This is a genomic window from Psychrobacter sp. L7 (assembly GCF_002810365.1).
Taxonomy (GTDB): Bacteria; Pseudomonadota; Gammaproteobacteria; order Pseudomonadales; family Moraxellaceae; genus Psychrobacter; species Psychrobacter celer.
Genome location: NZ_NEXR01000004.1, coordinates 300,867 through 322,967 on the forward strand (window position 1 = coordinate 300,867; position 22,101 = coordinate 322,967).

General features: G+C 47.5%; 23 protein-coding genes. 14 read left to right on the forward strand and 9 right to left on the reverse strand.

Annotated elements, in window-relative coordinates; all coding sequences use genetic code 11:
• The first annotated feature begins 86 nt into the window (after positions 1–86).
• The 6 genes from ppsA (at position 87) to CAP50_RS07225 (ending at position 5,599) form a co-directional block, all read left to right on the forward strand.
• Positions 87–2,471: a phosphoenolpyruvate synthase gene (gene ppsA / locus CAP50_RS07200; RefSeq protein ID WP_075102152.1), complete on the forward strand. Its 2,385-nt coding sequence runs from the start codon at positions 87–89 to the stop codon at positions 2,469–2,471.
• Between the two features lie 154 nt (positions 2,472–2,625).
• Positions 2,626–3,606 (forward strand): RDD family protein, encoded by a 981-nt coding sequence (locus CAP50_RS07205; RefSeq protein ID WP_241900687.1) that lies wholly within the window; start codon positions 2,626–2,628, stop codon positions 3,604–3,606.
• Positions 3,607–3,906: 300 nt separating this feature from the next.
• Positions 3,907–4,305, forward strand: coding sequence for a 30S ribosomal protein S6 (gene rpsF, locus CAP50_RS07210; protein WP_075102154.1), 399 nt, complete (start codon positions 3,907–3,909; stop codon positions 4,303–4,305).
• Between the two features lie 16 nt (positions 4,306–4,321).
• Positions 4,322–4,549: a 30S ribosomal protein S18 gene (rpsR, locus tag CAP50_RS07215; RefSeq protein ID WP_058368567.1), complete on the forward strand. Its 228-nt coding sequence runs from the start codon at positions 4,322–4,324 to the stop codon at positions 4,547–4,549.
• A gap of 25 nt (positions 4,550–4,574) precedes the next feature.
• A complete protein-coding gene (gene rplI / locus CAP50_RS07220; protein ID WP_075102155.1) occupies positions 4,575–5,084 on the forward strand; it encodes a 50S ribosomal protein L9 in 510 nt (169 codons plus the stop codon).
• A 245-nt stretch (positions 5,085–5,329) separates the two neighbouring features.
• Positions 5,330–5,599 carry a hypothetical protein gene (locus CAP50_RS07225; RefSeq protein ID WP_241900688.1) on the forward strand — a complete coding sequence of 90 codons (270 nt, stop codon included), beginning with the start codon at positions 5,330–5,332 and terminating at the stop codon, positions 5,597–5,599.
• Positions 5,600–5,751: 152 nt separating this feature from the next.
• Here the strand turns inward: CAP50_RS07225 and CAP50_RS07230 are convergent, their stop codons facing one another.
• From CAP50_RS07230 to cobT, 3 genes are all read right to left on the reverse strand, one after another.
• Positions 5,752–6,309, reverse strand: coding sequence for a histidine phosphatase family protein (locus CAP50_RS07230; protein WP_075101576.1), 558 nt, complete (start codon positions 6,307–6,309; stop codon positions 5,752–5,754).
• A gap of 172 nt (positions 6,310–6,481) precedes the next feature.
• Positions 6,482–7,429 carry an adenosylcobinamide-GDP ribazoletransferase gene (cobS, locus tag CAP50_RS07235; RefSeq protein WP_083608559.1) on the reverse strand — a complete coding sequence of 316 codons (948 nt, stop codon included), beginning with the start codon at positions 7,427–7,429 and terminating at the stop codon, positions 6,482–6,484.
• The gene (gene cobT / locus CAP50_RS07240; protein ID WP_075101577.1) at positions 7,429–8,505 is read right to left on the reverse strand and encodes a nicotinate-nucleotide--dimethylbenzimidazole phosphoribosyltransferase; all 1,077 of its coding nucleotides are present in this window, start codon (positions 8,503–8,505) and stop codon (positions 7,429–7,431) included. Before cobT ends, cobS begins: the two co-directional genes overlap by 1 nt.
• A 281-nt stretch (positions 8,506–8,786) precedes the next feature.
• Between cobT and CAP50_RS07245 the strand changes: the two genes are divergently transcribed.
• The 4 genes from CAP50_RS07245 (at position 8,787) to CAP50_RS07260 (ending at position 12,576) form a co-directional block, all read left to right on the forward strand.
• Positions 8,787–10,136 carry a GntP family permease gene (locus CAP50_RS07245; RefSeq protein WP_075101578.1) on the forward strand — a complete coding sequence of 450 codons (1,350 nt, stop codon included), beginning with the start codon at positions 8,787–8,789 and terminating at the stop codon, positions 10,134–10,136.
• Between the two features lie 65 nt (positions 10,137–10,201).
• Complete coding sequence (locus tag CAP50_RS07250) at positions 10,202–11,359, forward strand: glycerate kinase (RefSeq protein WP_075101579.1); 1,158 nt, start codon at positions 10,202–10,204, stop codon at positions 11,357–11,359.
• 78 nt (positions 11,360–11,437) lie between these two features.
• A complete protein-coding gene (locus CAP50_RS07255; RefSeq protein WP_241900689.1) occupies positions 11,438–11,632 on the forward strand; it encodes a hypothetical protein in 195 nt (64 codons plus the stop codon).
• 131 nt (positions 11,633–11,763) lie between these two features.
• Positions 11,764–12,576 carry an enoyl-CoA hydratase gene (locus CAP50_RS07260; protein WP_075101580.1) on the forward strand — a complete coding sequence of 271 codons (813 nt, stop codon included), beginning with the start codon at positions 11,764–11,766 and terminating at the stop codon, positions 12,574–12,576.
• A 62-nt stretch (positions 12,577–12,638) separates the two neighbouring features.
• Here CAP50_RS07260 and arfB read toward each other — a convergent pair whose 3' ends face one another.
• The 3 genes from arfB to CAP50_RS07275 all read right to left on the reverse strand — a co-directional run bounded on the left by arfB (position 12,639) and on the right by CAP50_RS07275 (position 15,065).
• Entirely contained in the window at positions 12,639–13,052 is a 414-nt protein-coding gene (arfB, locus tag CAP50_RS07265; RefSeq protein ID WP_075101581.1) for an alternative ribosome rescue aminoacyl-tRNA hydrolase ArfB, read from the reverse strand.
• 362 nt (positions 13,053–13,414) lie between these two features.
• A complete protein-coding gene (locus tag CAP50_RS07270; RefSeq protein WP_075101582.1) occupies positions 13,415–13,753 on the reverse strand; it encodes a RidA family protein in 339 nt (112 codons plus the stop codon).
• Positions 13,754–13,817: 64 nt separating this feature from the next.
• A complete protein-coding gene (locus CAP50_RS07275; protein ID WP_075101583.1) occupies positions 13,818–15,065 on the reverse strand; it encodes an NAD(P)/FAD-dependent oxidoreductase in 1,248 nt (415 codons plus the stop codon).
• Positions 15,066–15,518: 453 nt separating this feature from the next.
• Between CAP50_RS07275 and ychF the strand changes: the two genes are divergently transcribed.
• The 4 genes from ychF to CAP50_RS07295 all read left to right on the forward strand — a co-directional run bounded on the left by ychF (position 15,519) and on the right by CAP50_RS07295 (position 19,742).
• Positions 15,519–16,610 carry a redox-regulated ATPase YchF gene (gene ychF / locus CAP50_RS07280; protein ID WP_075101584.1) on the forward strand — a complete coding sequence of 364 codons (1,092 nt, stop codon included), beginning with the start codon at positions 15,519–15,521 and terminating at the stop codon, positions 16,608–16,610.
• 178 nt (positions 16,611–16,788) lie between these two features.
• Positions 16,789–17,340, forward strand: coding sequence for a hypothetical protein (locus CAP50_RS07285; protein ID WP_100749540.1), 552 nt, complete (start codon positions 16,789–16,791; stop codon positions 17,338–17,340).
• Between the two features lie 128 nt (positions 17,341–17,468).
• Positions 17,469–18,917, forward strand: coding sequence for a deoxyguanosinetriphosphate triphosphohydrolase (locus CAP50_RS07290; protein WP_172953079.1), 1,449 nt, complete (start codon positions 17,469–17,471; stop codon positions 18,915–18,917).
• A gap of 144 nt (positions 18,918–19,061) precedes the next feature.
• On the forward strand, positions 19,062–19,742 hold the full coding sequence (locus CAP50_RS07295) for a TetR family transcriptional regulator (protein ID WP_075101587.1): 681 nt from the start codon (positions 19,062–19,064) through the stop codon (positions 19,740–19,742).
• Between the two features lie 12 nt (positions 19,743–19,754).
• On the opposite strand, the gene gspK is transcribed toward CAP50_RS07295, so the two are convergent.
• The 3 genes from gspK to gspI are packed head-to-tail and all read right to left on the reverse strand — an operon-like array spanning position 19,755 to position 22,101.
• Positions 19,755–20,783 (reverse strand): type II secretion system minor pseudopilin GspK, encoded by a 1,029-nt coding sequence (gspK, locus tag CAP50_RS07300; RefSeq protein WP_100749573.1) that lies wholly within the window; start codon positions 20,781–20,783, stop codon positions 19,755–19,757.
• Between the two features lie 38 nt (positions 20,784–20,821).
• Positions 20,822–21,631: a type II secretion system minor pseudopilin GspJ gene (gspJ, locus tag CAP50_RS07305; protein WP_100749541.1), complete on the reverse strand. Its 810-nt coding sequence runs from the start codon at positions 21,629–21,631 to the stop codon at positions 20,822–20,824.
• Positions 21,628–22,101 carry a type II secretion system minor pseudopilin GspI gene (gene gspI / locus CAP50_RS07310; RefSeq protein ID WP_100749542.1) on the reverse strand — a complete coding sequence of 158 codons (474 nt, stop codon included), beginning with the start codon at positions 22,099–22,101 and terminating at the stop codon, positions 21,628–21,630. The genes gspJ and gspI overlap by 4 nt, the downstream gene beginning before the upstream one ends.

Consider the following 22,101-nt stretch of genomic DNA (forward strand, 5'->3'; position numbering starts at 1 on the left):
AGGTCAACCCCTCGAAATTCTACAAATATAGCGGTATAATTCACCGTTATAATCTTTACTAAATAACCTTATTTTCTGGAGTTATCATGGCAGCGCAATCTACAGCACTTGTAATCAATCTAGATCAGTTAGGAAAAGACGACATCGATATGGTCGGTGGCAAAAACGCCTCACTCGGCGAGATGATCAGCCACCTATCTGATTTAGGCGTTAGTGTTCCAGGCGGTTTTGCGACGACTTCCAATGCGTTCAATCGTTTTTTGACCGAAACAGGCTTGCTCGATAAGATCAACAACGAGCTAAAAGCTTTAGACGTCAACGATGTCAACAAACTTGCTGCCACTGGTAAAAAAATCCGTACTTGGATCATTGAGCAAGCGCTGCCAAGCGACCTTGAGCAAGAAGTACGCAAGTCATTTGAAGCCATGAGCGGCGGCGAAGACATCGCGGTTGCGGTACGCTCTTCTGCGACTGCCGAAGATTTGCCAGATGCGTCATTTGCTGGTCAACAAGAGACTTTCTTGAACATTCGCGGTATTGATAACGTCTTAATCGCTATTAAAGAAGTATTTGCCTCTTTGTATAACGACCGTGCAATCTCTTATCGCGTGCACAAAGGTTTTGAGCACGAAGGTGTTGCATTGTCTGCTGCTGTACAGCGTATGGTACGTTCAGAAACGGGTGCCGCGGGCGTGATGTTTACCCTTGATACCGAAAGTGGCTTTGATCAAGTGGTCTTTATCACCTCAAGCTACGGCCTAGGTGAAATGGTCGTACAGGGCGCGGTGAACCCAGACGAATTCTACATCTCTAAAAAATTACTTGCCAATGGTAAGCCTGCAGTTATTCGCCGTAACCTCGGTAGCAAGCATAAGAAAATGGTGTATGGCGATGAAGGCAGCACGTCAAAATCAGTGAAGACCGTTGATGTTGAAAAACAAGATCGCATGCAGTTCTCACTCACCACAGAAGAGCTAACCTCACTTGCCAAGCAAGCGGTCACCATCGAGCAGCATTATGGCCAAGCGATGGATATCGAGTGGGCAAAAGACGGTGACAGCGGTGAAATCTTTATCGTACAGGCGCGCCCTGAGACCGTCAAAAGCCGCCAAGACAGCAATGTCATGGAGCGTTATGTCATCGATACCACTGATGCCAAAGTATTGTGCGAAGGTCGTTCAATCGGTCAGCGTATCGGCTCAGGCAAAGTACGCATCGTCACCAACCTAAACGAGATGGACAAAGTAGAAGAAGGTGACGTATTGGTATCAGACATGACGGATCCAGATTGGGAACCGGTCATGAAACGCGCCTCTGCGATCATCACCAACCGCGGTGGCCGTACCTGTCACGCGGCTATCATTGCTCGTGAGCTAGGTGTACCAGCGATTGTTGGTTGTGGTAACGCCACTGAGCTATTGGTCGACGGTCAAGACGTCACCGCCTCTTGTGCCGAAGGCGATACAGGCTTTATCTACGAAGGTCAGATCGACTTTGAAGTACAAACCAACTCTGTCGAGACCATGCCAGAGTTAGCATTTAAAGTAATGATGAACGTCGGCAATCCAGACCGTGCCTTCTCATTTACCCAAATGCCAAACGAAGGTATCGGCCTTGCCCGTCTTGAGTTTATTATCAACCGTATGATTGGTGTGCATCCAAAAGCGCTACTAAACATGAATAGCTTGCCACGCGAAATCTCACAAGCCATCCATGAACGTATCGCAGGCTATGCCTCACCTGTCGATTTTTATGTTGATAAATTGGTCGAAGGTATCTCAACCCTAGCAGTTGCCTTTATGGACCAGCCTGTCATCGTTCGTATGTCTGACTTTAAATCAAACGAATATGCCAACCTATTGGGTGGTAAGCTATACGAGCCATCAGAAGAAAACCCAATGCTAGGCTTCCGCGGTGCCAGCCGTTATGTGTCTGACAACTTCCGCGACTGCTTTGAGCTTGAGTGTAAAGCACTAAAACGTGTCCGCGACGAGATGGGCTTGACCAACGTTGAGATCATGATTCCATTTGTACGTACCGTTGGCGAAGCCAAAGAAGTCATCGAGCTACTCGCGAAAAATGGCTTAAAACGCGGTGAAAACGGCCTACGCGTCATCATGATGTGTGAGCTACCGACCAACGCTCTATTGGCAGAAGAATTCCTTGAGCATTTCGATGGTTTCTCAATCGGCTCTAATGACTTGACTCAGCTAACGCTCGGTCTTGACCGTGACTCAGGTATCGTCTCACATTTATTTGATGAGCGTGATCCTGCGGTTAAAAAGCTATTGTCTATGGCGATTGAGGCTTGCCGCAAAGCCGACAAATACATCGGTATTTGTGGTCAGGGTCCATCAGATCATCCAGATCTTGCGTTCTGGCTCATGGAACAAGGCATCAGCTCTGTGTCACTAAACCCTGACTCAGTGCTAGACACTTGGTTCTTCTTAGCTGGTGAAGACAAAAAATAAGCCGTTACATTAAGTCACGACGGTGATTGATACAGTCATTACAAGTACTACTTTTAGGGTCTATTTGATTTTTTCAAATAGACCCTAATATAATGTGAGACAAGTAGTGGCTTAAAAACAGTGACTTAATATTTGACTAACTATGCAGGCAATTATGCAAATTTTTCTTGCTCGAAATAACGTACAAGCTGGTCCATACAATTTGGAGCAGCTCAATATCATGTTGGCATCTGGCGAAGTGGTGCTAGATGACCTGATGTGGCATGAAGGCTTGGAGCAATGGCAACGTGTCGGCACCTTAACCAACAACCAAACGGTCTATACACCCGCTCCGGTTAATGGCGCTGAGGTCAATGACTCTATCATTAACAACGTCACTATCTTTCCAGAAGACAATGCCTCAGGTAATCAAACCGAAAAGCCTGTGTCTTTAGATAGACTGTACGGCAAACCTGAGCGTAAAGATACGGCGAATAATACCAAGGTCGACATGACGACCAATCGTCACCACACCCCGCATCATAACGTCTCATTAAACAAAACCCAGCTGAATAAAGCTGCCACCAACCAAGACAAAGTCGTTGGCGACGTCGTACTAGCGCCAATTATGTCACGGGTCTTAGCGACTGCCATCAATGGACTGCTATATCTGCTGGCGATCTTTCCGCTGGTGATGGCACTGACCAAAATGGATGTCGACTATAGTAAGTTTCAAAACATTCAAGACATGGACGCCGCGTACCAGTACTCTATGACACTGATGGAGAGCCTACCTAGTAGCACATTGATGATGTCGCAAATCATGGTGTTTGGCCTATTTGCATTGCAACTGGTATTTATCGCATTACGCGGGCAGTCACTGGGTAAGCTAATCACTGGTATTCGTGTGGTCGATCAAACCACCCATCGCCTGCCCTCATTTACCAAGCTCATCGGTATGCGTACGTTACTGCTGTTTATTATTTATAATTTGCTGTTTTCGTTTACCAGCTTTTTAGGATTTGTTGTTGTCGCCGTTCATTATTATATGGCCTCCAAAAGCCCTGAAAACATCGGTTGGCATGACAAACTGGCTAAGACGTTGGTGGTCAAAGCCGACAGCAGTCAGCTGACAAAAGAGCCAACCCTGAAGTAATCCACCGATAAATAACAAGCTCGATCTCTAAATTCATCCTTAAATACATCTTTACATACTGAAAAAGCAGCGTATGATCGTTGCTTTTTTAGTACTATAAGCAGCGCATGAGTGATTAACCTTTGTATTAGCCACTCACTACTGTTATAATACGGCGCTTTATAAACTAAGCTTATCTCCAAGATTTTATAAGAACTATTTTTATAAATAGGGTGTTATAAAACTGGGCGTTGGGTTTACCTTATAAATCTCCTTGCTATTGACATAGGGTCAATAGCTACTAATCCGTAAGGAGTCATAATGCGACATTACGAACTGGTGTTACTTGTACACCCAGACCAAAGCGACCAAGTGGTCGGCATGGTTGAACGCTATATCAAGTTGGTTCAAGACAACGGTGGTGCTATCCATCGCCTTGAAGATTGGGGCCGCCGTCAATTGGCTTATCCAATCAACAAGATTCACAAAGCTCACTACGTTCTTTTCAACATCGAAACTGACGGTGATACTTTAGCTGAACTTGAAGAATTATTCCGCTATAACGACGCGATCATTCGTAGTCTAGTTATGCGCCGTGACGAAGCTGTCACTGAAGAGTCGCAGTTAGCCAAGAATGCCGATGAAAAACGCGCACGCAAAGCAACGACTCGTCGTCCAGACAATCGTGAAAACGACGACAACGACAACAGTGAAGACTAATTAAAGGAGAATACTCATGGCACGTTTCTATCGCCGTCGCAAATTCTGCCGTTTCACTGCTGAAGGCATCACTCACATCGACTATAAAGATGTTGAATTGCTAAAACAGTACATCAGTGATAATGGTAAAATCGTACCAAGCCGTATTACCGGTACGTCTACTAAGTATCAGCGTCAACTAGCCACTGCTATCAAGCAAGCTCGTTACCTTTCACTACTTCCGTATACTGACAACCATCAGTAATTTAACCGTTAACTAGGAATGACTCATGCAAATTATTTTGTTACAGCGTATCGTCAACCTTGGTAAACTCGGTGAAACTGTCGATGTAAAACCAGGTTACGGTCGTAACTTTCTTATCCCTCAGGGCAAAGCGCTACCTGCGACCAAAGCTAACATTGAAAAGTTCGAAGCACGTCGTGCTGAGCTTGAAGCTGAAGAAGCAAAAGAAATCGCTACTGCTCAAGAGCGTGCTGACGCATTAACTGACGTTAATGTCATCATGCGTGCTAAATCAGGTGACGAAGGCAAGCTATTTGGCTCTATCGGTACTCGCGATATCGCTGAAGCATTGACTAACTCAGGTCTAGAAGTAGACCGTGCTGAAATCAAGCTACCTGAAGGCACTCTACGTCAAGTGGGCGAATACAATGTTGATATTCAGCTACACCATGACGTGACTGCTAGCATCTTGGTCACTATCTTGTCTGAAGATGGCGACAATGAAGACGCAGCTGACGATGTAGAAGACGACAACGAAGATTACTCAGAAGAGTAAGCCTTTGTAGCACTCTAAAAAAGCCAGTGACATCATGTTGCTGGCTTTTTTTATTGCTGATCGCTGCTAATCTCGTTTGATCTATTTGTTGCTACCTGATGATATACTCTAGCAACTATCTGCAATAAACCTTTAAATATCTTATACTTAATGACAAGATAACCTCTATAAAACCCTCTATATATTTAATTATCTGACTGTTATGCTATCGCCCTCTCATTTGTTGATAGGGTACGACGAATAGTATGCCAAATAACGATACGTTGAACGATAAAACATTAGACAGTCGTGTGATAAATACCAATGATAAATTGTTATGTATCCAAGGTAATAAGTTTTATGCAGAAGGTGAGGTTTACACTGTCGGTAGAATTGTAAATAATAAGTATTTTCAACTGTTAACTGGCAGTAATGAGGATCACTGGTATGCCACACTAGATGAAAAAGGTATTTATGTCAGCTTTGATTCTATGACGCCTGATAATAACAAAGCATGGTTTGATAAGATTGCTTAAATGATGCAAAAGCCCTTGTCCATCGCTGCAGAAGATAAAATACACTGGTCATTACACATGGCCAGTTTTTTACTATGAGCCTTTTTATTAGAGCATGTTATTAGGGCTTTTTTTTAATTGGATTATTATGGAAGCTGGCATTAAAAATACGCTCAAAAAAGAAAAGACAAGTCTTGGCGCTCTCCGTACGCCACTGAAGCTGGCCAATCTGCTGCTATCTTCGGTACATCCTGCCCAGCGGCGAGTGTTTTTGCAGCAGTTATCCAGCCCGCATGACCAATGGCTAGTATTCGGGGGTTGTTTTGTTTAGCCAAAACCTTATGCAACCAGCCTTCAACACGCTCAAATAGCTGCTGCAAACTCTCACCACCATCGGGTGCAAAGTGAGTAAAATCAGCACACCAGTCATCGATCTCTTGCTTGGCGATTTGCGCCCAATCTTGACCGTCCCATTGACCAAAATTAATCTCAGCAAGCTCAAGGGCGACATGACAGGCAAAACCGCGCTGCGCCAATATCTGCCCGACTTTGAGTGAGCGCTGTAATGGGCTTACCCAGATCACCTTTGGCAGTTGATGCTGCCGCACAAAACGCTCGACACGATGCGCCAGACGTTTTAATTTGCGCTTATCGACGGCCACATCACTCTGGCCGATGCAGCGCCCGTCAGTGTCCATAGGTTTTGGATGCCGCCAAATATAAAGCGTCATTGATGAATTTGCCTCCTGTTTTTTTATAGTCAATTCACCATAAAATAAACACAGTGCTACTGAGATGAATTTTTCGTAGCATCTGTCTGCGTAGGCACAGCAAGCAAGGAAAATTTATACCAGTAGCGCGTCATAATACTTGTACTCTTTCATGTAGGACTGACTATATACTTCAGACAAAAGGTATAGAAGCAGCCAGCCCCGCATATATGGCGATTTCACTTACCTGCTGCGTCGCCCCTAGCCCATCACCCGTATAGCCATCTAACCGCCTAAGTAATAAGCGGCGCATATAGTCTGTCGCCAGCAGCGCCAATATCAGCGCTACTATCCACTGGCTCAGACCGATCTGCTGTACAGTGCTCGGAAACAAGTAGACAACGAGCGCGCCTGCCACCAATAGCCAACCACTACTAAACAGCGCTTGTAGCGGTGTCAACTGCTGCGCCATTGGTTTGGCCTTGGCATGCTCGACCTCGCCGCCATACGGCAATAGCGCAAGCAAACTGATACATAATAAGCGCGACGCGGTATGAGCCATAATTAGCGCCACGATAGCCACCGATAACGGCATGGACGCCAGTAAAGAAATCTTAATCAATAGCGCAGAGACTAACCCTAACACGCCATAAGTGCCCAAACGTGAGTCTTTCATAATCGTCAGCGTGCGCTCACGAGTCAGACCACCGCCCAGTCCATCACAGCTATCGGCAAGACCGTCTTCGTGAAAAGCGCCAGTCAGCCTAACTCCAAAGACCGTACTTATCACTGCCGCCACCAAAGGCGTAAATAAAAGACTGCCTAGCCAAAATACGCTCGCGCAAAGTAGCCCAACCAGCAGACCTACCCCAGGAAAATGACGACTACTCTGGTGTAACCACTGCGGATCGTAGGTTTTAAACGCGGGCACCGGCAGGCGCGTCAAAAACTGCACCGCAACCAGTAACAGTATGCCTTCTTGTTTGATACATTGACCAATGCGTGGCGTTGCGACAGACTGCTGTGGCGGCGCTGATCGATCTAAAGGCGCGTTTTCTGACTGCCGTGTTGGTTGCTCCGTTGACTGACCTTTTGGCTGGTTTGGCAATTGGTTTGGTGGCTCGTTCAGCAACTTTGACATTAGCTGTTTTGCTCACTGATGCCAGCATCACTAAAGCTTGCCATCTCGTTTATAAAGCTGCACGCGGACAGCAATAGTGGATAAGCAAGCGCAGCCCCGCTACCCTCGCCCAGACGCATACCCATATCGAGTAATGGCTCAGCATTAAGTAATTTTAATAAATGCGCATGTCCTGGCTCGACTGAGTGATGAGCAAAGATGGCATACTGCGCGACACCTGGCGCTAGATGATCGGCAGCCAATAATGCACTACTGGCAATAAAACCATCAATTAATAAAATACGGCGCTCACTGGCGGCCTGAATCAGCGCCCCTGCCATCATGGCGATCTCAAGCCCGCCTAATGCCGCCAGCACTTCTAATGGCGTCTGTGCGTTTTTATGCCGCTGCAATACTTGGGTCAAAACTGTTGTCTTATGCTGTAGTCCCGCATCGTCAAGTCCCGTACCGCGGCCGATACAATCGGCAATCGACATCTCACCCAAGCGTGCCAGTAATAAACTCGCCGCCGACGTATTGCCAATCCCCATCTCACCGACGATGAGCAAATTACCTGCCAAGCCTTTAGCCACTTCCATACCACTGCTTAGGGCAGCGATGCACTCCGCTTCGCTCATGGCAGGCTCGCTCATGGCATCTCGGCTACCGTATCGAACTTTATAATCGAGCAGCTGCGGATGGTCTTTAAAAGGAGAATTGGCAAAGTCTGCATCCACTCCCGCATCGACGACCTTTAGCTCGATATTATGTTGGCGGGCAAACACATTGATAGCAGCACCACCTTGCAAGAAGTTATAAACCATTTGCGCGGTGACAGCACTTGGATAGGCTGAGGTGCCATGTTTGGTCAAACCGTGATCGGCGGCAAATACTCGAATTTGCGGCTGATAAATTTGCGGCCTCGTCGTCCCTTGAATCATGCCGATTTGCAGCGCCAGCGACTCTAAACGACCCAGCGCGCCACGTGGTTTGGTCTTGAGGTCGATGATTTGCTGTAGATGCTGGCGTAGCTCGTTGTTTTCTATCGTGGCAATGGTGGGGGCGGTAAAGGTGGGCAAGAGAGTCAAGGCAGTCATCCTAATGTCGATGCTATTAAACAAAGAGTACATACTAGCAGAGTATGGAGTTTTTGGCATAACCAAAGGCAGTCGACACCGACTACTATGCTAAATAAATTTCCTCGCTGCCTGTATTTGCTATAGAATATGCGCCTTTAAAAACTCATATCATGACTGCTGTTGTTCTATGATGGCTTTGCTTGATGGCAGATGCTTGCTGATAAGCGTATGGGCACTGACACCAGCATAACCAATGACACAAGCAGTGATGATATCCACCCTATTATGTAGAGACAGTAATGATTGTATTTTGGCTTGTGCTGACCATTCTTTTTATTATTTTTGCCACCGCAAAGCTAAAATGGCATCCTTTTTTAGTGCTGATCCTATCTGCCTTTTTGGTCGCGCTATTTTATCAAGTACCGCTCAACACCGTCGCCAAGACTATCTCTGATGGCTTCGGTGGTATCTTAGGCTATATTGGTCTGGTCATTGTTTTTGGTACTATCATCGGGCTTATCCTAGAAAAGACCGGCGCTGCCATTGTGATGGCGGAGTCTGTCATCAAGGTTTTGGGGCCACGCTTCCCGACTTTGACCATGTCTATCGTCGGTGCCGTCGTCTCAATTCCTGTATTTTGTGACTCAGGCTATATTATTTTAAACTCTTTAAAAGAGTCTTTGGCCGAGCGCTTAAAAGTATCTAGCGTGGCGATGAGTATTGCTTTAGCAACTGGTCTATACGCCACTCATACCTTTGTGCCGCCAACCCCAGGGCCCATCGCTGCAGCGGGTAACTTGGGCTTAGAGTCCAATCTAGGTTTGGTTATTATGGTCGGCGTGGTAGTGACAGCGGTTGCGGTATTGGCAGGCTGGTGGTGGTCCAATCGTTTTTTGAATGTCATGCCTGATAATACAAGTGCACCCGCAGCGACAATGCCTGACAATATCAAAACACGTGATGATTATGGCAGTATGCCGTCTGCCACGATGGCGTTTTTGCCGATTATCGTGCCTATCGTCTTGATTTGCTTATCTTCTATTGCCAACTTTCCAAGCGCGCCTTTCGGTAGCGGCACGCTGGCAGACATCCTCATCTTTATTGGCAATCCTTTGACGGCGCTGCTTATTGGGCTGTTTTTATCGTTTTTACTGATCAACACTGAACAAAAAACGCAGGAGATTAGCGATAGCATCTCGCAAGGCCTCGTGGTGGCAGCACCTATCTTGCTCATCACTGGCGCAGGCGGTGCGTTTGGCGCTATGCTAAAGATCACGCCAATAGGCGACTATTTAGGCACCACACTGTCGGCATTGGGGCTGGGTATTTTTATGCCATTTATTGTCTCGGCTGCGCTAAAAACCGCGCAAGGCTCGACCACTGTCGCGCTGGTCACCACCTCAGCGATGGTTGCACCGTTATTGGATCAAATTGGTCTCGACAGCGAGCTTGGTCGCGTGTTTTGTGTGATGGCGATTGGCGCCGGTGCCATGACAATCTCGCATGCCAACGACAGCTTCTTTTGGATTGTCAGCCAGTTTAGCCGTATGAGTGTCGCGCAAGCGTACAAAGCGCACTCCATGGCGACTGGCATTCAAGGGGTGACCAGTATCCTCTTTATCTGGCTGTTGACCTTGGTATTTATTTAATTGCTGGTTTATAAAATTGAATCGACCATATAAGCAAAAAATATAAGACAAACAAAGAGACATACATGAATATTCTGATCGCCCCCGACTCATTTAAAGAAAGCTTAGAAGCGCTGGATGTGTGCCGCGCTATTCAGTCTGGTTTTAGTCAGGTGTTTCCCAATGCCGACTATACGCTGCTGCCTATGGCTGATGGCGGCGAAGGCACCTCTGCGGTGCTCTCTTATGTACGGGGCGGACGCTGGAAAGAAGTGACGGTCAACGATCCACTTATGCGCCCCATCACCGCCAAGTATCTATTACTAGAAAACGAGACGGCCGTGATTGAGATTGCACACGCCTGCGGTCTGCATTTATTGACGACGGATGAGCGCAACCCGCTAGTCACAAGCACTTACGGAGTGGGTGAGCTGATCGCCGATGCGTTGGATGAAGGCGTCAAGCGCATCATTATTGGTCTAGGCGGTAGTGCTACCAACGACGCCGGACTCGGTATGCTAATGGCGCTGGGTATTACGTTTTATGATCATGATGGCATGCCTTTGGTACAAGGCGGTAGTGCGCTTGCTCATCTGTCACAGCTAGATAGCTCACAATTACATCCAAAACTGCAAGATACCACCTTTGAAGTGGCCTGCGATGTGACCAATCCGTTATGCGGAGCATCGGGCGCCAGTGCTATCTTTGGGCCACAAAAAGGCGCCAGTCCTGAGCAAGTGGCGCTACTAGATAAGGCACTAAGTCATTTTGGAGAGGTATCTGAACAGCATGGCTATCAAAACTGTCAAGACATTGCGGGTGCTGGCGCTGCAGGCGGTCTTGGCTTTGCCTTGATGAGCTTTTGCGGCGCTCGCCTAAAGTCAGGGTTTGATACCGTGGCCGAGGCGGTCAGCTTACCAGCACACATTGCAAACGCTGACTTGGTGATTACTGGTGAAGGTAGGCTCGATGCCCAAAGCGCCATGGGCAAAGTCGCAGGTGGTATCAGCCAACTTGCCAAAGCTGGCGGCAAACCTGTGATTGCCATTTGTGGTAGCGTGGATGGACTGACCGCGGATCAAGCCAGTCACTTTGACATTGTCATGCCCAGTATCCAAAAACTAGATAGCCTAGATAAGGTATTAGGCAGCGCTTATGACAATATTGAGACCACTGCGAGCAATATTGCAGCGGCTATTAAACTTGGGCAATCTCTCGAGCAAGATATAATGCCACTGCCCTGATCATTAAATAATAGGAAAAACAAAATAACGTGCCTTTCTTAGGTTAGCCAGCTTTTTACTGCTTCGATGGCAATTGGTGTGCAAGACCCAAACGTAGAAGATCTGGCCGAGCGCATCGTCGCCGCTGGCGGCAAAAAGCGTATGGAAAAACCGCGCTATTACTACCCTAACCAAAAGCCTTATCGTATGATTTATATGGAAGACCCGTTTGGCAATATCGTTGAGATATATAGCCACAGCTATGAGCTGATATATAGCGAGGGTGCATACTAGGCCGCAGATTTATTGCCTCATACATAGCGTACTCATGATTTAGGTACGCTATTTTTATCACAAGCCAGCTGTTATATCACTGATAAGCCATGCTATCATTTGGGTTTATGTCCCATTATCAAGGAAGATAAATGTACAACACCCATACGCCTGAAACCAATGATCCGTTCGTTATCAGAGAAAACCATAAAGAGGCAAACGGCGTCGTCACGCTTACTCTCAATCGCCCCAAACAATTCAATGCGCTATCAAGCGATATGCTCACCGCCATGCAGACAGAGCTGGACAATATCGCCCAAGACAGCAATATCCGTGTGGTCGTCATCGCGGCGGCTGGCAAGGCATTTTGTGCAGGTCACAATCTAAAAGAGATGCGCGCCCACTCGGATGAAGCATTTCACAGCGCATTATTTAAACAATGCAGCCAGATGATGCTGACCATCAACCAGATGCCGCAAGTCGTGATTGCCAAAGTACAGGGCATCGCCACTGCCGCAGGCTGTCAGCTGGTCGCCGCTTGCGATCTCGCCGTGGCGGCTGATGAAGCCAAGTTTGCCACCTCTGGCATCAATGTCGGGCTGTTTTGCTCGACGCCGGCTGTCGCTGTCAGTCGCAACCTCTCTCGCAAGCAAGCGTTTGAGATGCTCATCACTGGTGAATTTATCGATGCCCGTACCGCCTTGCAGCAAGGGCTTATTAACCGTGTCGCGCCAGCGGATCAGTTGGCGGCCAGCCTACACACTTTAATCGATAGCATCACTGCCAAATCCTCTGTCGCGCTCAAAACTGGCAAGGATATGTTTTATCAGCAGTTGGAGATGGACTTGGCAGACGCCTATGACTATGCAGGCAAAGTGATGAGCTGCAATATGATGGCAGATGACGTGCGTGAGGGCATTGATGCGTTTATCGAAAAGCGCGATGCTGTATGGACGGGACGATAAGACTCACGCGCCAGTGTGACTGGCCACCATAATGTGATTGAAAAGCATGATTAAACATGTGATTAAAAATCCACCTTGCCGCGTAACGCTTTTATTTTGCCGCGCTGCGTCTTTTGATCGACTCGTTTACGCTTAGCACTTTTGCTGGGTTTGGTTGGTTTACGTGTCGGCAGCGTTTTCGTGGATTGCAAAATAAAGGCTTTGAGGCGCTCAAGCGCATCTATCTTATTGCGCTCCTGCGTACGGTACTGCTGCGCTTTTAATACAAAGATACCATCTTTGGTGACACGGCTATCTTTACTGTTTAATAAACGCTGTTTGTGCTCCTCGCTTAAGCTTGAGGCATTGATATCAAAGCGTAGGTGAATGGCCGAGGCGACTTTATTGACGTTTTGTCCGCCTGCCCCTTGCGCACGAATGGCATGCATCTCCACGTCGCTATCGCTCAGACGCATGGTATGACTGATAAAAATCATAAGACTCTTTTTTGTTGTATATGGTTTTTATGATATGGGGCTTAACTTGGCATTTATAAACCGCAGTAGAGTAATGACAAAAAAGCTAACAGCAAGAAGCCAAAGGACAATACCAATAAAGAATACCAATAAAAAAGGACACGATATCGCTATCATGTCCTTTTTGTTTGGCTCTGACTGCATACTATAGTCAATTCTAAATAAAACAGATACATTATATGTCAACGTGGAACTGGTATAAATTTTCCTTGCGTGCTGTGCCTGCGCTGCTCGATGCTGCGTAAAATTTATCCCAGTACCACTGTATCGTTTTTATATTGAACTCACTATAATAGCAGCGCTCCGCTCGTAGCAACGCTAAGCTACTCTGCGGCAGTGGCAATCATCTCGACGAGTAGCTCAGGACGCGCCAGTGCAGACTCGCCGCAAGCACGCGCTGGTGGCTGTATGCCTTCAAACCACTTATCCCATACTTCATTCATCGCAGCAAAGTCTGCCATGTCTTTAATCCAAACGGTCACAGAGAGTAGCTTTGATTTATCGCTACCAACCTCTTCGAGCAATGCTTGGATTTTTTCTAGGCAAGTGAGGGTTTGAGCTTTAATGTCGTCTTCTGCGTTGCCCACCTGACCGCACAGATAAACGGTCTGGTTGTGTACCACGATTTTACTCATACGCTGATTGCTGTGTAGCTTTTTCATCGTATTTTATCCTTAATATCTAACGAAAGTTAAGTTGCATTTGTCCGGTAAGTAGCTCTAGCGCCTAGCGAGAAAAACGCTGAGCGCTAAATGGGGTGATATCGACCAATAGCGGCTTATCATGAATCATCTCTTCTACGATGCGTCCTGTCATCGGCCCCAAAGTAAAGCCTTGATGGCTATGACCAAAGGCAAACCAGAGCTTGTCATGCTTAGGTGCAGGACCAATGACCGGCTTCATATCTGGCATACAAGGACGCGAGCCTGCCCACGCTTCGCTCTCGACAGCGTCATCTAGCGGTAGAATTTTGCGCGCGAATTTTAGGACGGTCTGTAATTGGCCGAAGTTTTTTGGCGCGTTCATGGTGGTCATCTCAGCACCGGTGGTGATGCGAATACCTTGCTGCATCGGTCCCATGACAAAGCCTTTGTCCATATCAAACATACTGTGATGGATGGTGTTTTTGTCCGTCACTTTAAAGTGCTGATGGTAGCCGCGCATCGGGAACAACGGCAGGTTATAACCCAGTGGTTTGATCAAGTCGTTTGACCAAGGGCCGGCAGCGATGACCAGCTTATCACTATAGTAGGTCTCTTTATCCGTGATGATTTTCCAGCCTTCACCTTCTTTGACGATTTCTTTTACGTCACTTTCTTTGATCGTCCCTTGCATCTCTTCGAAGTTTTTGGCGTAAGCTTTGACCAAGGCGCTTGGGTTTGAAACTTGCCACGAGTTGAGCCAATGAATCGCGCCCACAAACCCATCAAAGTTGGCACTCGGCTCCATCGCTTTCAACTCTGCAAGACTCAGTACGTTGTGCTCGACGCCCTGCTCGCGAGCCGCAATGGCTGATTCGATTGCCTCTTTAAAGGTGTCTTCAGAGCGATGCAGCTGCAACCATCCATCACGCGTGATCAGCTCATCGGCACCAGATGCCGAAATCATGGTTTGATGCTCGCTGGTACAATGCGCAATCAGCGTCTGCCATTCAGCTTCGATTTTTTTAACCGTGGCTGGCGCCGAGTACTTCCAGTATTGCAGCAAGGCTTGATGATAACGCAAAAGAGCCGGTATCCGATAACGAATATCAGTACCTTGGTTGGGCAGTACGCGAATCATCTCTGTCAGCTGACGCGGGAAAGGATGAGTATGGATGGCTTCACGCTGGATCAAGCCAGCATTTCCATAAGAGGTCTCTGACCCTGGGAGTTTTTTATCTAGTAACAGTACTTGCGAATTATTTTTTTGTAGATGCCACGCAATTGAGGTGCCAACCATGCCAGCACCAATAACAATAACCTCATAGCGCATAGAATATCCTTTCCTAACAGGTAGTAGAGTCTTGCATATCAGGGGGTGATAATAACGCGAACCTGATAATTAATAAACCCATATTTAACGGATTTTTTCGCCGAAAAATACTTTTGGTTATACGTTTTTAATAAAGGTATTTTTTTCAGGAATAACAGGCTATTTTATCAAACATAAAGCCCGCAAGCGCCCCACTCGCCTGATATTAATGGCGCACCTGCGCGCAAATCACACGTGGCGATAGCTCATAAGAGCGCCCATAACAAGGGCATCGTCATATGTGTATTTTGATGTCAGTACTGAGACCAGTCTTGCGATAGATATTTGAGTCCAAATACACCGCAACAACCTCACCCTTATCCTCGGAAAATTTGCTACAATATGCCCAATTTTGGCTGGCGCTTTCATCGAGCATCGGCCGACCTTATTTTATAATACTATCGAGAGACCATTATGGGTTTTAATTGCGGCATCGTCGGCCTACCAAACGTGGGCAAATCCACCTTATTTAATGCGTTGACCAAAGCGGGCATCGCTGCTGAAAACTTTCCGTTTTGTACCAAAGACCCCAATACCGGCATCGTGCCTGTACCAGATCCTCGTCTCAAAAAACTGGCCGATATTGTCAATCCTGAGCGCGTGCTACCTACGACCATGGAGTTTGTCGATATCGCAGGTTTGGTCGCAGGCGCATCCAAAGGTGAAGGCATGGGTAACCAGTTTTTGGCCAATATCCGTGAGACCGACGCGATTGCACATGTGGTACGCTGTTTTGACGATGACAACGTCGTCCACGTCGACGGCCGCGTCAGCCCTATCGATGACATCGAAACCATCAATACAGAGCTGGCGCTCGCAGACTTAGAAGCAGTCGAGCGCGCTATTCAAAACCAAAGCAAAAAAGCCAAAGGCGGTGATAAAGACGCGCAGGCCATGCTTGAGGTATTCAAAAAAATCGAACCTTTATTGGCTGAAGGCAAAGCAGCACGCGCAGCAGGTCTGGATAAAGATGAGCAAAAACTGATCCGCAGCTATGGTTTGATCACTTTGAAACCGACCATGTATATCGCCAACGTGAGCGAGGATGGTTTTGAAAACAACCCTTATCTTGATGCGGTGCGCGACTACGCCACAGGCGAAGACTCGATCGTTATCGCTTTGTGCAACCAAATCGAATCTGAAATCGCGCAGCTCGACGAAGACGACAAAAAAGACTTTTTAGAAGACATGGGCATGGAAGAAGCTGGTCTTGATCAAGTGATTCGTGCAGGTTACGACTTACTTGATATGCAGACTTACTTTACTGCTGGGGTCAAAGAAGTGCGCGCATGGACGGTCGCTATCGGCGCTACTGCACCGCAAGCTGCTGGTGTTATCCATACCGATTTTGAGCGCGGCTTTATTCGTGCTGAGGTCATCGCTTATGATGACTTTATCGAGTATAACGGCGAAAAAGGCGCTGCAGCCGCTGGCAAATCTCGCCTAGAAGGCAAGACCTATATCGTCCAAGACGGCGATGTGATGCACTTTAGATTTAACGTGTAACTCTAAATAGTATAGCTTGTTTAAAGTTAATTAGCCGATGTTGGATATTCTCCATCATCGGCTTTATTTTATCGCTACATTGTTATATTATAACATATCTTTATTTACTTATTTTAGGGTTCATACTGTGAATAATTATTTTTCTAGCCTTGCAGGTATTACTATATTAGGAAGTGTGATGGCAGGCTCTCTATTGGGCTGTCAGCCAAACAACGATACCGATACAGCGGTATCTAAAGAAGCACCAGTAGATAATCACGTCGATCATGAACAAGGTCATGAAATTCATGACAATAAAGAGCATGAAGAGCACGGCTACGAAGAGCATAGCGATATGGAACACGGTCATGAAGGGCCTAATAATCATGAAGATCACAGTCATGAGAGTCATATTCACGATGAACATGCGCACGCAGGACACGATCATGCAGCTCATACCAGCAACAGCACTCCTTTCTCTTGTGAGCCTACTGCTACTATTGGCGTTTCTTATCATAGCGACAGTACACCGCAGACAGCGCATTTGCTCATCGATGGTATCGAATACGACTTGACCGCTAGCGCTGAGAGCAATGACCAACAAACCTATATGAGCGATATCGGTCTTGATGACCGCCACGGCATCATCTGGCAAGTCAGTGGTGATGAGGCGATACTACTGAACAAAACCTTAGATGATGAGGTCGCCATCAGCGATGAGCAGATACTTTTTAACTGCCATACAGCCTAGCAATCATCACGCTGAGCGGTGGTATGAAATACGAAAGCGGTACTAAGTAGCAGCTGTGCCAAGGATGCTATTTTTGCTATGCTAGAGGCTCCCTTGGTTTTGGATATTTTTATATGCTAGGCACCTCTATGTCTTTGTCGTCTGCCACCACCCAATGGTCTCATCTTCTAAACGCTCAGCGCCTCGGCGCTCATAAAAAACACAATGCCAATACCAGCACTCGCTCTCAGTTTCATAAAGATTATGACAGGCTGGTATTTTCGCACTCTTTTCGTCAGCTCAATCAAAAGACCCAAGTACATCCTTTGACCAATCAGCTGGGTATTCATACCCGTCTGACCCACTCTCTTGAAGTCTCTTGTATCGGGCGCTCTTTGGGTATGATGGCAGCAGAAAAGCTCCATGATAAGCTGTCCCACGGTCTGCCCACTGGGGTTTCGCCTGCTGATGTCGGGGTCATCGTACAAGCAGCGTGTCTGGCCCATGATATCGGCAACCCGCCATTTGGGCACGCAGGTGAGTACGCCATTCGCGACTGGTTTGCCCATCCTGAGCGGCAGGCGGTTTTGCAGCATTTATCCCCATCTGAGCAGTTGGATTTATTGGCCTACGAAGGTAACGCGCAAGGGTTTCGTTTGCTCGCACGTAACGAGCATCATCCTGATAAAGGCGGCATGCGTTTGACTTGCGCAACCTTGGGCGCTTTTATGAAATATCCTTGGCTGGCCACCCACAGCAATGACAGCTCACACCTTACCTACCCGCAGCGCCCTGCTGCCACCTTACAAGCCCGTCCATCGCAAGCCAAAAAAGTACAAAAATTTGGCTGCTTTTATAGTGAAGCGGCGCAGCTAGAAACCTTAGCATCGTGTTTAAATCTGCCGCGCTCCAAGCAGCATGACGGTTTTGCCCGTCATCCACTGGCATATCTATTAGAGGCGGCGGATGATATTTGTTACGCATTGATTGATTTAGAAGACGGCATCAATCTAAATATGCTGACTTATCAAGATGTGGCGGCGATATTTTATGAGCTGATCGGTGAGCGACCTTGTACCATCGAGTTACCTGCTCATATGTCTGTCAGACAAAGTCTGGCATCACTGCGCGCGCGGGCGATGATGCGCTTGGTCAATACCGTGACGGATGCTTTTGTTGCCAATGATGACGCATTACTGGCGGGAACCCTTAGCGGCAGCCTGTTTGCCCACTGTGATACCAGCGTACAAAGCGGCATCCATCAAGCCAAGCAGCTGGCGCGTGAGCAGATATTTAACCATCCAAGTAAAGTACGTATGGAGCTGATGGCCAATCAATGCCTGCATCGTCTTTTAGATGCCTTTATGCCGCTGGCGTGGACGGGGAGTACGATCATAAGCGCCGCGCAGCCTATGTCTTTTGAGCAGGAGCGTTTGCTAAAGCTGCTACAGCCGCACTTAGATGAGCAGCGCCGTACGTTATCAGACAATGTCTATCATAATATTTTAAGCATTCTAGATTTTATTACGGGTATGAACGATCATGAAGCCTATCGACTGGCGCAAGAGTTACAGGGGCATTGGGGGACGATGGTATAAACCGTGTCCGTTTGAAAAACCGCGATAAAAAAATGAATGGGTGCGATATGGCGACTATTGAGTTAACAGTCGTTGCGTATTTTGGTCGTATTTGTGCGCTAAAATGCGTATGATAACCCTTTACTGGATAATTTTTGAAATACTATGAGTAGTCGCGAACAAAAAAAACTTCAAACTCGGCACGCTTTTTTTAATGCGGTGCTCGATTTATGTATGACTGGTCAAGCCTTTAGCTCTATTAGTCTTCGGCAGGTCACCCGCGAGGTGGGCGTGGTGCCGACGGCATTTTATCGGCATTTTGACGATATGGAATCGCTTGGTCGCGCCTTAGTGATTGAGGAGCTTGGCAGTACACTCGCTATACTGAGTGATAGCCTGCAGATTGGCCGTAAGCGCAGTTTTGATCGGCAAATCGCCAAAAGTATCCAGCTGTTTTTGTATATGGTCAGCGATCAGCCGTACTATTGGCAGTTTTTGGTCAGTGAGCGCTATGGCGGCTCTGATGCGGTGCGCAAAGCCATCAGCGATCTGGTCAAAAATCACACGCAAAACCTAGCCGATGACTTAGCGTTGCAGCCAGCCTTTACTCACATCAATGCTTATGATCGACGGCTACTGGCTGAAGCTGGCATCAATATGTTTTTTTCTTGGATCATCGATTGGTTGGAGCTGACTTACACCGAAGATCATGATGACGAGATCGATCTAAACGAAATCGAAAAAAACAAACAACTGATGCTCCATAACTGTACTCGGCAAGCACAGATGCTGTTTTATGGTGCGTACAACTGGAAATCAAGCGAAGAGACTCGTTTAAAAGATTAGCGGCTCTACAGCTTAAAAGCTGGGTCTAAAGGCCCACAAGCGCTGTGCCACCACCTGAATATGCTTAGCGATTTTATCGGTCTCACTCGCGACGCCCTCGTTGTTGCCGCCGCTACTGTTTGCGGCATTGGCAGGCGTTTTGCTGATCAGTATGGTGGCAAAGCGTTGTTTTCCTGCACCAGTATCAGCAGCCGTGATTAGCGCCATAAATGCTTGGCTTTCGGTAGCAAGCAGCGGAGTCAAGGCTTGGCGCTCGTCAGCGCTCACCGTACCAAGCGCTGGTAGTTGCCACAGCGCATCAATCGCCGCTAATGCTTGCTGGCCGCGCATATCGACCAGCGCCTGCATCTGCTGACGATCAGCCGTCTCTGTCAAGGCAGCGAGCAAAACTGGACTGGCAGTGTTGATATTGATAGGCAAATAATAAGGCACTGCAGTGATATAAGGACGTAGTGCTGCTAAGTCCTCAGCGCTGACCTTTTCGATATCTTGTAGCTGCTCCACACTGACAAATGGCTGATTGGGCAGTGTGCTGGCCGCGCCCCTCGATTGCTGTCCATAGACCACACCTTCATCACCGCCATCTTGATAAACCGTGCTGTCACTATCTTGGTAGTCAAGCACAGCTATAGCAATCTCTGGTGCCAAATTTAACTGTACCAGTAACCTCTGAAATACCACCAATGCGGTGCCATCCACTGCGCCGTCATGATATAAGTTATTGATATTAAATCGACTGGCTTCATCACGCACCTCGATACTGATACTGTGCCCATCCAAAGTATACGGCGGGATCGACTGCGCCCAAATATCTTGCTCACTGTCCGTATCATTTAGCGCATCATCAGCGCGAAGCAGCGTCACGGCCAGCTGTTGACCAGCATGGATGTCTTGTAAAAGCTGGTTTTGCTCAAACAACAACCCACTGCGTCTGATGGCAATCTTTTGACTGGCCAGCATGGCACCTGCCACGACGGTGATGCTGACCACCAGTAGCAATATCGTCAATAAGGCAACCCCGCGCTGTGAGTTCGCTGTCATCGACATAACTGCCCTCTAGTATCGAATAAAGGATGCATTTAGACACCACCCCCTGCATCATCGTTTTGGGCACCGCCATTATCATCATTGTTGCTGTTGTCATCATTAACTGTATTTGCTGTTTTAAAGTTACCAACAGCTAGCGACTTAGGAGCGAGCGCCCATTGCCACGTGATTGGCATGTCTTGATAAGTAAAGCTCACCGCCACACCTTTTGGCAAAAGAGTGATTTTGGCCTGAGTATTGACTGTATTGGCTGTATTGGCTACGCGGCTCGTTTGAGTTGCCGATGTACCCAAGCGCTCCCCCTCTGTATTAGGGAACTGATCGCTTGGCTCTGGCATTAATGCCTGCCAGCGTCCTGCACTCACGCCTTTTAATAGCACACTATCTAAGCTTGTGCTCTCGCCATTCATACTATGGATAGTATGATATTGACGGCGAATTAGCTGATCGTTAGCAAACACATAGGCGATCCGCTGCACACTAGCGCTACTCTGATAGCGTGGATCAGGATCGGCAAATCGTACAAAACTGACAGACTCACCATCCACGCTCATAAACGGCTGAGGCGGCGGAAGTGTTGCTTGCGGATCTGTGCTGCTGTTATTGGTTAAGTCATCAGTCGTTGACGCTTCATTGGCCTGATAAACAATGACTTGCCCCATATCTTGTTGCAACTGCAAATACGCGTATTGTAATACTGCCAAATCATCTGCATGACGCTGGGCGCGCTCACGCGACTTGCTGACACTGTCAAACACTTGCCACCCTGCGACTGCGAGCATGGCAAATATCGCCATTGCTAGCAGTAGCTCTAGTAAAGTAAAGCCCCGCTGCTGCCTCATGGCGCACCGCCAGATGCGGCCAAACCTGCCATATCTAGGCTGCCGATGTCTTGCTCACTATTGCTTAGCATCACACTGATATCGGTCACAGCCGTACGTGCTTGGCCATCTACTATCGGCGCAACTGAGATATTTACTTCCTTTAGCGCAGGCGTGATCGCCTCATTGACCGTCATGACCACCTGCCAATCTCGGCCTTGGGCATTGATCGTTTGGGTGCGATTGGCCGTCAGCCACGTCTCTTGAATACGTAAATCCGCCGCCGCGTTTTGTGCCACAAAATGCGCCAGTGTACGGGTTCGCAGTATGTCGACTGAGCTTAAATAAGCGCTACTGGCACGGCTGGCTGCAACAGCAACCACAGCCAAAATCGCTAGCGCCACCATCACCTCTATCAACGTAAAGCCGCGCTGGCTCTGCTCTAAATGTGATGAGGCAGCTTTATCATAAGCGTTGGTGTGTTGGCTCAT

Bases quoted from the DNA above. Each gene is read 5' to 3' on its own strand.
- ppsA (WP_075102152.1), top strand. From the start codon at position 87: ATGGCAGCGCAATCTACAGCACTTGTAATCAATCTAGATCAGTTAGGA.
- CAP50_RS07205 (WP_241900687.1), top strand. From the start codon at position 2,626: ATGCAAATTTTTCTTGCTCGAAATAACGTACAAGCTGGTCCATACAAT.
- rpsF (WP_075102154.1), top strand. From the start codon at position 3,907: ATGCGACATTACGAACTGGTGTTACTTGTACACCCAGACCAAAGCGAC.
- rpsR (WP_058368567.1), top strand. From the start codon at position 4,322: ATGGCACGTTTCTATCGCCGTCGCAAATTCTGCCGTTTCACTGCTGAA.
- rplI (WP_075102155.1), top strand. From the start codon at position 4,575: ATGCAAATTATTTTGTTACAGCGTATCGTCAACCTTGGTAAACTCGGT.
- CAP50_RS07225 (WP_241900688.1), top strand. From the start codon at position 5,330: ATGCCAAATAACGATACGTTGAACGATAAAACATTAGACAGTCGTGTG.
- CAP50_RS07230 (WP_075101576.1), bottom strand. From the start codon at position 6,309: ATGACGCTTTATATTTGGCGGCATCCAAAACCTATGGACACTGACGGG.
- cobS (WP_083608559.1), bottom strand. From the start codon at position 7,429: ATGTCAAAGTTGCTGAACGAGCCACCAAACCAATTGCCAAACCAGCCA.
- cobT (WP_075101577.1), bottom strand. From the start codon at position 8,505: ATGACTGCCTTGACTCTCTTGCCCACCTTTACCGCCCCCACCATTGCC.
- CAP50_RS07245 (WP_075101578.1), top strand. From the start codon at position 8,787: ATGATTGTATTTTGGCTTGTGCTGACCATTCTTTTTATTATTTTTGCC.
- CAP50_RS07250 (WP_075101579.1), top strand. From the start codon at position 10,202: ATGAATATTCTGATCGCCCCCGACTCATTTAAAGAAAGCTTAGAAGCG.
- CAP50_RS07260 (WP_075101580.1), top strand. From the start codon at position 11,764: ATGTACAACACCCATACGCCTGAAACCAATGATCCGTTCGTTATCAGA.
- arfB (WP_075101581.1), bottom strand. From the start codon at position 13,052: ATGATTTTTATCAGTCATACCATGCGTCTGAGCGATAGCGACGTGGAG.
- CAP50_RS07270 (WP_075101582.1), bottom strand. From the start codon at position 13,753: ATGAAAAAGCTACACAGCAATCAGCGTATGAGTAAAATCGTGGTACAC.
- CAP50_RS07275 (WP_075101583.1), bottom strand. From the start codon at position 15,065: ATGCGCTATGAGGTTATTGTTATTGGTGCTGGCATGGTTGGCACCTCA.
- ychF (WP_075101584.1), top strand. From the start codon at position 15,519: ATGGGTTTTAATTGCGGCATCGTCGGCCTACCAAACGTGGGCAAATCC.
- CAP50_RS07285 (WP_100749540.1), top strand. From the start codon at position 16,789: ATGGCAGGCTCTCTATTGGGCTGTCAGCCAAACAACGATACCGATACA.
- CAP50_RS07290 (WP_172953079.1), top strand. From the start codon at position 17,469: ATGTCTTTGTCGTCTGCCACCACCCAATGGTCTCATCTTCTAAACGCT.
- CAP50_RS07295 (WP_075101587.1), top strand. From the start codon at position 19,062: ATGAGTAGTCGCGAACAAAAAAAACTTCAAACTCGGCACGCTTTTTTT.
- gspK (WP_100749573.1), bottom strand. From the start codon at position 20,783: ATGACAGCGAACTCACAGCGCGGGGTTGCCTTATTGACGATATTGCTA.
- gspJ (WP_100749541.1), bottom strand. From the start codon at position 21,631: ATGAGGCAGCAGCGGGGCTTTACTTTACTAGAGCTACTGCTAGCAATG.
- gspI (WP_100749542.1), bottom strand. From the start codon at position 22,101: ATGAGCCAACACACCAACGCTTATGATAAAGCTGCCTCATCACATTTA.